This is a genomic window from Leptolyngbya sp. CCY15150, from assembly GCF_016888135.1.
Taxonomy (GTDB): Bacteria; Cyanobacteriota; Cyanobacteriia; order RECH01; family RECH01; genus RECH01.
On record NZ_JACSWB010000244.1, the window covers coordinates 21,632 to 34,962 of the forward strand.

Here is a 13,331-nt window from a genome sequence, read left to right on the forward strand (position 1 = left end):
TGCGTTGACCATCAGCCATCCCGTCTCCCACGTCAACTTATGGTTCTACGGTTCGCATGGCAATCTTACACGGTAGCTGGCTGGCATTGCCCCAGAATTCGGCGTTGTTCGACGCTCCAGAGGGCACCTCGACCGACCATCAACCTCCGGAGACTGAGCCTGGCTTTGTGGTCTGGGGTGAGGCCTGGCAGCCGCTGGATGCGCTAGCGGAGGTGGGCAGCGATCGCGCCCATCCCTATGGCATGGCGTTGGCAGACCTGATGCAGTTTTTGCAGCAGTTGCACCAGGAGCACTCCATCCAGTGGGCTATGCCCCAGTTCCCCTTGGCGACGGTGCCGGCAGGTTCCAATCGCGATGGGGCAGACTCCCTGGACAACTGGGTCGATGCCTGGGCTCCCCGATGGCGATCGCTGCCCGTGAGCTTGCCCACCCTGGAGCAGGATGGCAAAACGATGCCGCGCTTTTCTGTGGCGGTGCCTGGGGATGCGGCTGAGCCAAGCGCTTCGGAGTTAACCCTTCAACCCTGGCAGATTAGCGGCCTGTGGCTGTCGGCCGATGAGGCGCTCACCCTGCTGCGATCGCTGCCCCTAGGGATCCAATCCCAAGCCAGTGGCTTCATGGGCGGCGATCTGCGCTTTTGGTCGCACGTGGCCCGCTGGCACCTAGACCTGCTGGCGCGATCCAAGTTTTTGCCGGAATTTAGCCGGGTGGATGAGCAAACCGCGATCGCCACCTGGCAGGTCTTGCTCGACAGCGCCACCGATCAAGAACGGCTGGCGCGCTTTGCCGAGGTTATGCCTGCGGTCTGCCGGTTCTATGGCTTGGATGTCACCACCCAGGCAGACGATGCCGAGACCGAGCCGATCCTGCCCAGCGATGCCAGAGCCCGCATCCTCAGCTTTCTGCAAGCCGCCACCGATACTCAAGTGCAGCAAGCGATCGCCGCCCGTCCTCTGCCCACCAGCCCGTTTCCCAAAGATCCGCCCCTGCGAGAATGGCTGCAGGCCTTGGGGGTTGGCCAAGAGCGATCGCCCTCGGAGACGACTCGTGGCCTGCAGACCGATGCGGCTGGTCTCGATTCCCTGCAGTCGCTGCTGACCGCCTGGATTGCCCCCATTCAACATCAGCTTGCCCAACAAACCGCCACCTTTCGCACCTGTTTTATCCTCAAGGTGCCAGCGGAGCATGAAAAGGCTTGGGTGCTAGACTACTACCTGCAGTCGGTGATTGAGCCTAGTTTTTTGGTGGATGCCCAGACGGTTTGGGCCCATCCCGTCGATCGCTGGGTCTACCATGGCCGCACCATTGAACTGCCCCAGGAAACCCTGTTAGCCGGTCTTGGTCTCGCCTCCCGCCTCTATCCGGTGTTGGAAGCTAGTCTGCAAACCCAGCAGCCGATCGCCTGTCACCTCAATCCCAATCAGGTGTATGACTTTCTGAAGGTGCAAACCTGGCGCTTGCGGGAGAATGGGCTGGGGGTGGTGCTGCCTCCGAGTTTGGCTCAGCAAGATGGGTTTGCCAATCGTCTAGGTTTGAGCATCAAGGCCGATCCGCCCAAGGGCAACCGCAAACGCTTGGGGCTGCAAAGTTTGCTGAACTTTAAGTGGGAACTGTCCATTGGCGGACAGCGGATTTCCAAGGCAGAGTTTGATCGGCTGGTGGCACTGGATACGCCGCTGGTGGACATTAACGGCGAATGGGTGGAATTGCGATCGCCCGATATTCGCGCGGCCCAAGCCTTTTTTGAAAGTCGCAAAGATCAGCGATCGCTCTCCCTAGAAGACGTCCTGCGCATCAAAACCGGCGACACGCAGATGATCGATAAGCTGCCGGTGGTCAACTTTGAGACCTCCGGAGCCTTGGAAAAACTGCTAACCACCCTCACCACCGGCAACCAAAGCATCGAACCCCTGCCCACCCCCGCCAGCTTCCAAGGCACCCTACGCCCTTACCAGCAGCGCGGTGCATCCTGGCTCGACTTTTTGGAACAGTGGGGCTTGGGGGCCTGCCTGGCTGATGATATGGGTCTAGGAAAAACCATTCAGCTCATCGCCCTGTTGCTGCATCTCAAGGAACAGGGAGCCCTGACGGCTCCCACCCTGCTGGTCTGTCCCACCTCGGTGTTGGGCAACTGGGAACGGGAGGTGAAACGCTTTGCGCCCAGTCTCAAGGTGTTGGTGCAGCATGGGGAGAAGCGATCGCAACGGGCTGAGTTTGTCACCGCTGCTGAAGCCGTTGATCTAGTGATGACCAGCTATCCTCTGGTATACCGCGATCTGAAAACCCTGAAGCGGGTCTCTTGGCGGGGGATTGTCTTGGATGAAGCTCAGAATATTAAAAACCCTCAAGCAAAGCAATCTCAGGCGCTACGGGAATTAGAAACCCAGTTCCGCATTGCCCTCACCGGCACCCCCGTGGAAAATCGTCTGCTAGAGCTGTGGTCGATTATGGATTTCCTCAACCCTGGTTATCTGGGCCCGCGCAACTTCTTCCAGCGCCGCTTTGTGATTCCCATCGAACGCTACGGCGATACGGCATCGTTGAAAACCTTGCGATCGCTTGTCCAGCCCTTTATTCTGCGTCGCCTGAAGACCGATCGCACGATCATTCAAGATTTGCCGGATAAGCAGGAAAATAACGTCTTCTGTGGCCTGGCTCCCGACCAAGCGGCCCTCTATCAACAGTTGGTGGATTCAGCCTTGGCGGAGATTGAATCAGCGGAAGGCATTCAGCGCCACGGCATGATCCTTGCTCTGTTGACCAAGCTCAAGCAGGTCTGTAATCATCCGCAGCTCTTGGGCAGTAAGAGTAAGAAAGTGCCGCTGCTCTCTGCCCAGCAGTCGGGTAAGCTCCAGCGCCTCCAGGCTATGTTAGATGAACTAATGGACGAGGGCGATCGCGCCTTGATTTTTACCCAGTTTGCTGAATGGGGTAAGCTGCTTAAGACTTATCTAGAGCACCAGTTTCAGCAAGAGGTGCTGTTCCTCTACGGCAACACCTCCAAAAAACAGCGGGAAGCCATGGTCGATCGCTTCCAACACGATCCTCAAGCTCCTCGATTATTTATCCTGTCTCTGAAAGCTGGTGGAGTGGGCTTAAACCTGACCCGCGCCAATCACGTCTTCCACTTCGATCGCTGGTGGAATCCGGCGGTGGAAAACCAAGCGACCGATCGCGTCTTTCGTATCGGACAAACCCGTAATGTGCAGGTGCATAAGTTCGTTTGTACGGGTACTTTGGAGGAGCGCATTCACGAAATTATTGAAAGTAAGAAAGCCCTGTCTGAACAACTGGTGGGTACGGGCGAAAATTGGCTGACGGACTTTGATACGGCCCAATTGCGCAACCTGCTCCTCCTCGATCGCAGCGCCGTGATCGAAGACGACGAGGATTGATAGCTGCTACTACAACGACTGAAATTCTATGGTGTCAACGCGGGAGCGCTGACACCTATCTTGGTCGCTTCTGCGACTAGGTCTGGGAGCAGGAGCGACCCTTGGAGCGTTCCCACGCTGAGTCTAGGAGCGATAAGGTCTGGGCGCAGGAGCGCTGCTGGGAGCATTCCTATGCTCAGCGTAGGAACGATATTGTCATTTAGTCTGGACGCGCTACTACAACTACGGTATCTCGGTGGACTAGGGGCGATCGCTCATCCGGGCTGCTGTCCGCAAAATTTGCCCTGCGAGAATAGCGGCCCCAAACCCGTTATCAATATTCACCACCCCAATGCCCGCCGCGCAGGAATTGAGCATGGTTAGCAGGGGAGCCAGCCCGCCAAAATTAGCCCCATAACCGATGCTGGTGGGCACGGCGATCACCGGACAGCTGGTTAGCCCCGCCACCACACTGGGCAGCGCTCCCTCCATGCCCGCCACCACAATCAACACATCCGCCTCCCGCACCAGCTCCTGATGCTGCAACAGCCGCTGAATGCCCGCTACGCCCACGTCCCAGAGGCGCTCCACCCGAAAGCCGCACAGCTCTGCCGTCACCGCCGCTTCCTCCGCCACCGCTAGATCCGCCGTGCCTGCTGACAGTAGCGTCATGGTGCCCGGTTGGTAGGGTATGAGGTTATCGGGGGCGATCGCTACAATTCTTGGCTGCTTGTAGTAGACAGCATCGGGAATGTGGGCCTGAATCTGGTGGTAAACCTCTGGCTCAATGCGAGTCGCCATCACCACCGGCTGCACCAATCGCATTGTCTGCATGATCTTCACGATCTGCTCCGGTGTTTTGCCTGGCCCCCAGATCACCTCCGGAAAGCCTGTACGCAGCGATCGCTGATGGTCGAGCTTGGCGAACTCCTCCACCGGTTCAAAATCATCCCAGAGCCGCTCAAAGGCGACATCGGGTGGCACTGTGCCTTGGGCCACAGCAGCGAGTAATTGACGCAAAATATCCGGTTGCATAGGGCGATCGCTTCCACTTGATCGTTGACTAACGCTGGCTAAAGAATTATGAAGGATTTGGCCCAGACTCGTCAGCCAAATTCACCCTTAGGAGGGCCGTGGATGATGGTTCAACGAGACGGGCTCTTCAGCGATCGCCCCGCCACGATGCCAAACCCTATATCGATCGCCGTTGATAACAAACATCAGGAAATCGGGCATCTTAAAAATGGGGTTGTCGATGGACGATGCTGTTCTATAGTAAGCGGCCTAATCGGCCTATCGATATCCATCAATACTTCGCGCTACCCTCTGCCCTGTCGAGGTGCTCCACCGAGCCTCGATCTACCCCGTGCCTGTTGTCCTTGGGGAATCGCCTCTGATTTGGGTTGTCTGTGCTATTCTTTGCTGGCTACTGAAGGGATTATGTCACTATGTCCAAGCTCTTACAGACCGTAGTGGTGGTATCTGCCGTGGTGCTGCCTATTTTCGGCAGCCATGCTGCTATCTCCCAAGAGCGGCAGGGGTGTTATATGGTCAACCCGCGAGGTGTCTTGCAAGACCTCTCCGAAATTTGTCCTACGCCGTCGTTTGTGGTGCAGGAAAGCACACCCGAAGGGTTGGGAACGGGCGATATTCAAGTCACCCTTCGTTGGGCGACCAGTGATGACCTCGATCTAGAAGTCACCGATCCAAGTGGGAACATTGTTGCTTACTACAACCGTCAGGTACCCTCAGGAGGGCAACTGGATGTCGATGCTAACGCAGCCTGTAGCGGCACAACCACCCAGCCCATCGAAAATATCTTTTGGCCTGTGTCCCAAGCGCCCACGGGCAGCTACAGCATTCGAGTCAATCTCTTTACCCGCTGCGCTGGTGGGTCGGCGGAGATTCCCTTTGAGGTGACGCTGTTGACCCGTGGGGAAACCCAAACCCTGACGGGCACGGTCAGCGACCAAAGCCTAACCGCAAGTTTTCCATTCTCGCTAGACTAAACGTAGGTGAACAGCAACTAGCCGGCGATCGCTCCCAGTTTGCCGAATTGGCGAGAACCGCATACAATTCGGTCGTCTTATAGAAGACGTCAAGCAGGCAGATCGCATCATCGTTGAAGTATTGATTGTTAGAGATGTGTGACACGGGGGACTGGGTATGCGTCAAGTGTGGAAGCTAGTGTTGATTGGAAGCCTAACGGTGCTGGTGGGCGGCTGCCAGTTCTTCTCGGGTGGCGAGGATGAGACGGTGAGTGAAGAGTTTGAAGCTGTACCGATTCCGGATGAGCCGGTTGAAGGGGAGCTTCCTCCAGGCGATGAGTTGGGCGATGAGTCAGCCGAAGGTTTTGAAGAGCCTGTGGTTGAAGGTGCAGCTGTGCCACCGCCGCCCCCTGCTGATGCAGACTTGATTGCTTCCACGAATGCCGATGAACGTATTCGGCAGATTACTCAGGAACGGGATAACCCTTTCGCGCTGATTCCCGCCACGCCGCGCATTATTTCCACCGGAGAGGACGAAAACCAGCCATCAACACCACCACAACTAGCACCTAGTGACCCAAGTGGCAACGGTGCCTCTCCGCCTCTTACTCCTGGTGGCCTAGCGCCTATTCCCGAGCTGGTGCCGCAGCAGCCGGCCGGCCCACCGCCGCCGCCGCCCACGGACTTAGCTCGGGCTGTGGTAGTTACTGGTGTGGTACAAATTGGCACCACGGTTCACGCGATTGTGGCAGCGCCGAATGAACCCCACAGTCGCTATGTTCGCGAAGGTCAACTCTTGTCGAACGGTCAGGTTTTGGTGAAGCGCATTGAATTTGTGCCCGGCGGTGAGCCCCTGGTGATCCTAGAGCAAAATGGCGTAGAAATTACCCGCGCTGTAGGGGAAGGCGATGTGCCGTCTGAAACCACCACAGCATCTGCTAACAACGTTCTCCCGGCCGTACCCCTGGATTCTTCGATCTAGTCGGCGATCGCTTGTCTAGGTCTCAGCTACTCCCGTTGGCCGCTTAACGTCCATACCTCAATCACGGCTCTCTTGTTTCGTAGGGAGTCGTTTTGCTTGGATGGAGTCTCAACCCTAGGGCGGGGCATGGATGCTCCCTGGGATCCTGTGACCGCGATCGCCCGATGGGATGACTACACATGGAGGACGACAAACGGCGGAATCAGCGCTAGCGTAAAGGTAAGCGTCGAGGTAGCGATGTCCCTGTCCTCACAGATGGCTGGAAGGATCGATACCATAGAAGCAGAACTCAGCAATGGTCTAACCCGTAGGGCAGTGCTGTTGATGTTGATCGTGTTTTCCTTGGATCCCTTTACGTTATGCAACGTCCTTTTCCCGGCAAAGCCCGCGGATCGATGCCTTGGGTGATTGGTTTAGCCGCAGTAGGGCTATTGGGAGTTGGTGCCGTCGTGCTCGTGACTACACGCCAATCCTCTCCGTCGGCTGAGCAGCTCAATGCGTTGACAGTTCCCGTTGAAACCAGTAGTGTGGCGCTTCGTATTCGAGCTAGCGGGACAGTGCAGCCCTTTCGCACGGTGAATATTAGCCCTGCGACCTCCGATATTTTGGATGAACTCTACGTTGAACAGGGCGATCGCGTCACCCGTGGACAGGTGATTGCTCTGATGAAAAATGATACGGCGGCGGCCAACGTGGCCCAGGCTGAGGCCCAGGTCGCCCAGGCCCAGTCGCGCCTGCAGGAGTTGGAGACCGGTAACCGACCGGAGGAGATTGCCCAGGCCCAGGCCCGGGTGGAGCAGGCCCAGGCCCTGGTGGTTGAAGCAGAGTCGCAGGTGGTCTTGGCGACCGAGCGGGTGGAGCGCCAGCAATTTCTCTACGATCAGGGAGCGATCGCCCAAGATGGCTTGGATGAAGCGACCAACACGGTGAATGCTGCCCGCGCGACTCTAGAACGCCAGCAGGCTAGTTTGCGGGAAGCCCAGGAAAATCTACGCCAGCAGCAGAGCGGTAGCCGCGTAGAAAGTATTGATGCAGCTCGGGCCCAGGTGGCGGAGGCGGAGGCTAGCCTTCAAGCGGCCAGCGTTCGCTATGAGGATACCTTCATTCGGGCTCCGTTTAACGGCATCATTACCCAGCGCTATGCGTCGGAAGGGGCGTTTGTCGCCCCCACAACCTCGGCATCGACGGCTTCGTCGGCCACCTCATCGGCGATTGTGGCGATCGCTGAAGGCTTAGAAATCTTAGCCGAAGTGCCAGAGGTAGATATTGCCCAGATCCAGCTCGGGCAGCGGGTGGAGGTGATGGCGGATGCCTATCCTGAGGAGGTGTTTGAGGGACGGGTGCGGCTGGTGGCTCCGGAGGCGGTGATTGAGCAAAACGTCACCTCGTTTCAGGTGCGCATTGAGCTGCTAGAAGGGCAAGATCGGCTGCGATCGCAGATGAATGTGGATGTGGAATTTATTGGCGAGACGGTAGACCAAGCGCTCGTGGTGCCAACCGTGGCGATCGTCACCCAGCAGGGCGATACCGGAGTTTTGGTGCCGGATGACCAAAACCGGATTCGCTTCCGCCGAGTGACCCTGGGCCCGGCCGTGGGCAACCAGACTCAAATTCTCAGCGGTCTGGAGAGCGGCGATCGCGTGTTTGTCGATCTACCGCCCGGACAGCGGTTAGAAAATCTCAACTTTGGTGATGTTAGTGAGGAGGAGTAGAATCCATGGACTTGCGTGAAAGCTTGGGAATGGCGGTCAAAACCCTCACAGCTAACAAGCTGCGCAGTACCCTCACGATGCTAGGCATCATCATCGGCAATGCCTCCGTGATTGCCATGGTGGGCATTGGTGAAGGGGCGCAAAAATTTGTGTCAGAGGAAATTGAGAGCTTGGGCCCCAACGTGCTGTTTGTGGTGCCGGGTAACCAAGAAACCCAACGGGCAACGTTTAATCTTCCCAAGACCCTGGTGCTGTCCGACGCAGAGGCGATCGCTGAGCAGGTGCCTTCGGTGGTGGGGGTTGCGCCGGAGTTTAACGACAGCGGCCCGGTGGTCTACCGCAATCGGTCTACCAATTCCACCATTGTCGGCACCACCCCGGGCTTTCCCCTCGTGCGCAACTTCATCGTGGGGCGAGGGCGCTTTTTCACCGATCTAGATATGCAGCGCAGTACCCAGGTGGCGGTGCTGGGCTATGAGCTAGCCGATCGCCTCTTTCAGGGAACGGAACCCGTGGGGCAGCAAATCCGCGTGAAAAACGTTAGCTTTCAGGTGATTGGTGTTTTAGAGGAAAAGGGAGCTGGGCTAGGCGGTTTGAACTATGACGAAGCGGTGCTGGTACCCTTGCTGACGCTATCCCGGCGCTTGGTGGGGCAGACCTCGCCCTTTGGCGTCGAGCTCACCTATATTGTGGCGGCGGTGGATCAACAGGACAACATGGGGGCGGCTGAGTTCCAAATTGCCAACCTGCTGCGCCTGCGCCATAAAATTACCGGCGCGGATGATTTTGTGGTGCGCAGCCAAAAAGACCTGCTGGAGTTTACCGGCACGATCACCGGCGCACTGACCGCCATGCTAGCGGCGATCGCTGGTATTTCCCTCCTAGTGGGCGGTATCGGCATTATGAACATCATGCTGGTATCGGTGCGGGAACGTACCCAGGAAATTGGTTTACGGAAAGCGATCGGTGCTTCGGGGAACGACATTTTGGTGCAGTTCATGATTGAAGCCGTGATCCTATCAGCGGCCGGCGGTATTATTGGCACCGGTATTGGGGTGGGTGGAGCCGCGCTCCTGGGGGTGGTGACGCCGTTTCAGCCAGGTATCTCCGTGAGCGCCATTGTGATTTCAGTGGTGGTGTCGGGGAGCATTGGCCTGTTCTTTGGGGTGGTGCCGGCGCGGCAGGCAGCCCAGCTCGACCCCATTGTGGCCCTGCGCAGTGCCTAGTACTGCAAGACAGAAGAACGAAGACAGAAGAACGAAGACAGAAGAACGAAGACAGAAAAACGAAAAAGATCCAGGACACACAAGGTTTCCCGCCTCAGTCCATAGGCGGGTTACTTACGCCTCAGAGTACTAGTCCCCTATCTCGCGATCGCGTCTGGTGGAGCCTCCCATGACCCAACCCATTATTCAGTTTGACCATATTTCCAAAGTCTACGGCACGGGTAATCTAGAAGTGCGCGCCCTGTCGGATGTATCGCTCACGGTTCAGTCCGGTGAGTATTGCGCCATTATGGGGCCGTCGGGCTCGGGAAAATCCACGGCCATGAACGTGATTGGCTGTCTCGATCGCCCTACGGCGGGTCGCTACTGTCTCGATGGGGTGGATGTGTCCCTCCTCGACGATCGCGCCCTGGCCCACATCCGTAACCAAAAGATCGGCTTTGTCTTTCAGCAATTTCATCTCCTGCCCCAGTTGACAGCCTTGGAAAACGTCATGCTGCCCATGGTCTATGCGGGCGTGCCCTTTGCGGAACGCCGCGATCGCGCCACGACGGCTCTAACGCGGGTGGGTTTGGACAATCGCCTATCCAATAAGCCAGCTCAGCTTTCGGGGGGGCAGCAGCAGCGGGTGGCGATCGCCCGCGCCATTGTCAATCAGCCGGTGCTGCTGTTGGCGGATGAACCCACTGGTGCGCTGGATTCCCACACCACCCAAGACGTGATGGAGATTTTTGCCGAACTCAACGCCAGCGGCATCACCGTGGTCATGGTCACCCACGAGGCCGAGGTGGCCCGGCTGACGCGGCGGGTGGTGTGGTTCCGGGATGGTGAAGTTGTGCATGACCACTTGGCTCCGGAGGATATTGGCCAAATGGCGTTCACTGCTTAAGGGCCAGCTTCCCTAGCGATCGCTAGGGAAAGGGGTCGGAGGATATGGGTCAAACAACGTTCACGGCTTAAGGGTTCTCTGCCTCCTCTGCGTCTGAACCGCCGAGCACTTCTAGCACCTCTGGCGCTACCTCGGGTACCCGCACAGGACGCAGGGGTGGACGGACGGACAAAAGCTGCCGTTCAAAATAGGCCTCTCGAAAACCCAATTGCTGAGCCAAGCGCAGGGCTTGCTCAAAGGCTGCTAAGGATTGGGGAATCTGGCCGCGATCGCGATGGATGCGACCGATTTCGTCGTAGGCCCGCATCATGCCATAGACGCTGTAGGACTGTTGCTCCACGTCCACCAAGCGACGGTAGGCCACCACAGCATCATCAAAGCGCTCAATGGTTTTGTAGAGTTCGGCCAACTGGCGTAGGGCATCGCTGGCATAGCCAAACTGCTGGCTGAGCTGGGCGGCGGTGAGGGCGGCTTGGTAGTTGATCGCGGCGCGGTCGTAGCGCCCTAGAGCCTGGTAGTTATTGGCGATCGCAATCTTCAATCGCGGCACGGGCATCACCTGCACCTGGTTGATCTGCTCGGGAGACGTGCGTTCCAGCACATCGGCGGTATAGAGTTCTATCAAGCGTTCTTGGGTGGCGATCGCTTGTAGATATTGCTGATCCTGCTCGTAGGCATAGGCCAGATTTTCAAGCGCCTGGGCTTCTTGAGCGCGATCGCCCTGGCGTTGCAGGATCTGCGCCAATTCTTGATAGGTCGCAGCGGCATCACCATAGTCAAACCAGTTGAGATAAAGCTGCCCCAAGGTTTGCAACGTACTTTGTTCCAGCGCCGGATCTCGCTGCTGGCGGCTGTAGTCGAGTACACGGATATAGGCCGCGATCGCTTCGTCTTTCTTGCGCACCGTTTCGTAGGTTTGGGCAATGGTGATCCAGAGATCCAGATCCACCTCCAGCTCCTCCAGCGCCATCGCTTCAATCAGCGCTAAGCGATCGCCTACCGCCCGCAGTTCCTCGGTTCGATCATCCTGAAACGCTCGTTGACCCAGCCAGTTGAGAGCCTCAATTTCGGCTCGATAGCCGAGAAACTGCCGCAACCGTAGCTCTCGCACCCAAATCTCATAGGCGGCATCCCGCTGCCCCTGTTGATCCAAGACCAGACCTTCTTGACGCAGGTCATCCAGAGCCGCCTCTAGCTCCAGAGCCTCCTCTGGTGAGAGAGAGCGATCGCCCTCGACCACCGCTTCATCTACCAGGGGCTCTTCATCCTGATCGGTGATCGGATCCAGCAAGAAAGGTGGCGGCTGGGCGATGGCTGGAGGCGCGATCGCCAGCAGGCCTGCAAGGGCTATCCCTGCCCAAGACCAGCCTCTCCGTCCTGAATTGTGCTGTATTAAATTGTGCCGCGTCTGAATAAGCGATCGCGCCATCACTGCCACTCCAGTCTGCCCATGGGACGTATTCTCAAGACTCAGGACTCTGGGGTAGACGCTCCAGTTCCTCTCGCCATCATCACATAAATGTCTACCCCATACCAAAACCAAGCTGATGGTGGCCTTTAGTCCCTTCAGCCCACCGATGGATCGATCCGCCCAAATCCTAGGGGCGGAGCCCTGATGTCAGTGAACTCACCTACGCGAGAGCGATCGCTGCCTGCATCACCTCAGTCAGGGATCTGAGCGCCATCATGGGGAGCATCACAGGTTAAGATATGGAAGCAATTTCACGGTAGAGACTAGACGTATTGTCGAATCAATTCTTACAATCCTACAGAACTACCCTTTAAATTCACTAACACTTGATGCCTAGTTGTTTTTATATTGATATTCGACGCTTGGCTCTCATACGTAATACATTTCTATTCACCGAGGTGATCTGGGCGTGAAAGCATTAGTGGTTGGTAATGGGGGGCGCGAACATGCCCTCGCATGGAAGCTTCTGCAATCTGAGAAGGTGCAGGAGGTCTTCTGCGTGCCAGGCAATGGAGGAACCGCCCAACTCGATGGCTGTCGCAACATTGCAATGTCCAGCTTAGACTTCGAAGGCATTGCTCGGCTATCGCTGGTTAATAATGTGGGTCTGATTGTCATTGGCCCCGAGGTGCCTTTGGCAGCAGGCATGACGGACTATCTGCAAAATGAAGGGCTGAAGGTCTTTGGGCCCAACCGCGCCGGTGCCCAAATCGAATCTAGTAAGGCCTGGGCAAAGGCCTTAATGGTGGAGGCGGGTATCCCCACGGCTGCCTCCCAGGTGTTTACGTCGCTAGAACCGGCGATCGCCTATGTGAAAGATCAGGGCGCACCGATTGTGATCAAAGCCGATGGCTTGGCGGCGGGCAAAGGGGTGACCGTGGCGGCTACGGTGGAGGAGGCGATCGCTAGCCTGAAGGACATCTTCGGCGGTAAGTTTGGCGATGCTGGCCAGCAGGTGGTGATTGAAGACTGTCTGGTGGGTCAAGAAGCTTCGGTGCTGGCGGTCACGGATGGCTTGTCTATCCGCCCGCTGTTGGCCGCCCAAGATCATAAACGCATCGGCGAGGGCGACACGGGCCCCAACACCGGCGGCATGGGAGCCTATGCTCCGGCCCCCGTGGTCACCGATGCGCTGCTCGATCGCATCCAGCGCGATATTTTGGAGCCAGCGATCGCTGCTCTGCGCCAGCGCGGTATCGACTATCGGGGGGTGCTCTATGCCGGCCTGATGATTACCCCTGGGGGCGATCCCTGGGTGATTGAATTTAACTGTCGCTTCGGGGATCCCGAAACCCAGGTGATTTTGCCCTTGCTGGAAACACCCCTCGACCAAGTGTTGCTGGCCTGCGTTGAGCAACGCCTCGCCCAACTGCCGCCCTTTACCTGGACACCGGGGGTGGCTACCTGCGTTGTGGCTGCATCCGGGGGCTATCCCGATAAATTTACCAAGGGCCACGAAATTACCGGGCTAGCGGCGGCGGAAGACTCGGGGGCGATCGTCTTCCATGCGGGCACTCGGCAGCAGAAGGGTGTGCCGGTCACCGACGGCGGTCGGGTGTTGGGGGTGACGGCCATGGGCGATACCTTCCAGGCAGCGATCGCTCAGACCTACGCTGCTCTAGACTGCATTCAGTTTGATGGGCTCTATGCTCGGCGAGATATCGGTCATCAAATGCAGGCTCATTAGAC

9 protein-coding genes are annotated in these 13,331 nt (G+C 57.5%); 7 read left to right on the forward strand and 2 right to left on the reverse strand.

Annotated features, from left to right (window positions below; genetic code table 11):
- The first annotated feature begins 56 nt into the window (after window positions 1-56).
- A complete protein-coding gene (locus tag JUJ53_RS18940) occupies window positions 57-3,395 on the forward strand; it encodes a DEAD/DEAH box helicase (RefSeq protein WP_204153605.1) in 3,339 nt (1,112 codons plus the stop codon).
- 240 nt (window positions 3,396-3,635) lie between these two features.
- On the opposite strand, the gene larB is transcribed toward JUJ53_RS18940, so the two are convergent.
- Window positions 3,636-4,409 carry a nickel pincer cofactor biosynthesis protein LarB gene (gene larB / locus JUJ53_RS18945; protein WP_204153606.1) on the reverse strand — a complete coding sequence of 258 codons (774 nt, stop codon included), beginning with the start codon at window positions 4,407-4,409 and terminating at the stop codon, window positions 3,636-3,638.
- A gap of 413 nt (window positions 4,410-4,822) precedes the next feature.
- Between larB and JUJ53_RS18950 the strand changes: the two genes are divergently transcribed.
- From JUJ53_RS18950 to JUJ53_RS18970, 5 genes are all read left to right on the forward strand, one after another.
- Window positions 4,823-5,383 carry a hypothetical protein gene (locus tag JUJ53_RS18950; protein WP_204153607.1) on the forward strand — a complete coding sequence of 187 codons (561 nt, stop codon included), beginning with the start codon at window positions 4,823-4,825 and terminating at the stop codon, window positions 5,381-5,383.
- A 157-nt stretch (window positions 5,384-5,540) separates the two neighbouring features.
- The gene (locus tag JUJ53_RS18955; RefSeq protein WP_204153608.1) at window positions 5,541-6,344 is read left to right on the forward strand and encodes a hypothetical protein; all 804 of its coding nucleotides are present in this window, start codon (window positions 5,541-5,543) and stop codon (window positions 6,342-6,344) included.
- A 359-nt stretch (window positions 6,345-6,703) separates the two neighbouring features.
- A complete protein-coding gene (locus JUJ53_RS18960; protein WP_204153609.1) occupies window positions 6,704-8,056 on the forward strand; it encodes an efflux RND transporter periplasmic adaptor subunit in 1,353 nt (450 codons plus the stop codon).
- Window positions 8,057-8,061: 5 nt separating this feature from the next.
- Window positions 8,062-9,282, forward strand: a complete 1,221-nt coding sequence (locus JUJ53_RS18965) for an ABC transporter permease (protein ID WP_204153610.1) — start codon at window positions 8,062-8,064, stop codon at window positions 9,280-9,282.
- A gap of 169 nt (window positions 9,283-9,451) precedes the next feature.
- Window positions 9,452-10,171: an ABC transporter ATP-binding protein gene (locus tag JUJ53_RS18970; RefSeq protein ID WP_204153611.1), complete on the forward strand. Its 720-nt coding sequence runs from the start codon at window positions 9,452-9,454 to the stop codon at window positions 10,169-10,171.
- Window positions 10,172-10,238: 67 nt separating this feature from the next.
- Here the strand turns inward: JUJ53_RS18970 and JUJ53_RS18975 are convergent, their stop codons facing one another.
- Window positions 10,239-11,600, reverse strand: coding sequence for a hypothetical protein (locus JUJ53_RS18975; RefSeq protein WP_204153612.1), 1,362 nt, complete (start codon window positions 11,598-11,600; stop codon window positions 10,239-10,241).
- A 451-nt stretch (window positions 11,601-12,051) separates the two neighbouring features.
- Here JUJ53_RS18975 and purD point away from each other — a divergent pair, with 451 nt between their 5' ends.
- On the forward strand, window positions 12,052-13,329 hold the full coding sequence (gene purD, locus JUJ53_RS18980) for a phosphoribosylamine--glycine ligase (protein WP_204153613.1): 1,278 nt from the start codon (window positions 12,052-12,054) through the stop codon (window positions 13,327-13,329).
- The last annotated feature ends 2 nt before the right edge of the window (window positions 13,330-13,331 follow it).

Bases quoted from the DNA above. Each gene is read 5' to 3' on its own strand.
- JUJ53_RS18940 (WP_204153605.1), top strand. From the start codon at position 57: ATGGCAATCTTACACGGTAGCTGGCTGGCATTGCCCCAGAATTCGGCG.
- larB (WP_204153606.1), bottom strand. From the start codon at position 4,409: ATGCAACCGGATATTTTGCGTCAATTACTCGCTGCTGTGGCCCAAGGC.
- JUJ53_RS18950 (WP_204153607.1), top strand. From the start codon at position 4,823: ATGTCCAAGCTCTTACAGACCGTAGTGGTGGTATCTGCCGTGGTGCTG.
- JUJ53_RS18955 (WP_204153608.1), top strand. From the start codon at position 5,541: ATGCGTCAAGTGTGGAAGCTAGTGTTGATTGGAAGCCTAACGGTGCTG.
- JUJ53_RS18960 (WP_204153609.1), top strand. From the start codon at position 6,704: ATGCAACGTCCTTTTCCCGGCAAAGCCCGCGGATCGATGCCTTGGGTG.
- JUJ53_RS18965 (WP_204153610.1), top strand. From the start codon at position 8,062: ATGGACTTGCGTGAAAGCTTGGGAATGGCGGTCAAAACCCTCACAGCT.
- JUJ53_RS18970 (WP_204153611.1), top strand. From the start codon at position 9,452: ATGACCCAACCCATTATTCAGTTTGACCATATTTCCAAAGTCTACGGC.
- JUJ53_RS18975 (WP_204153612.1), bottom strand. From the start codon at position 11,600: ATGGCGCGATCGCTTATTCAGACGCGGCACAATTTAATACAGCACAAT.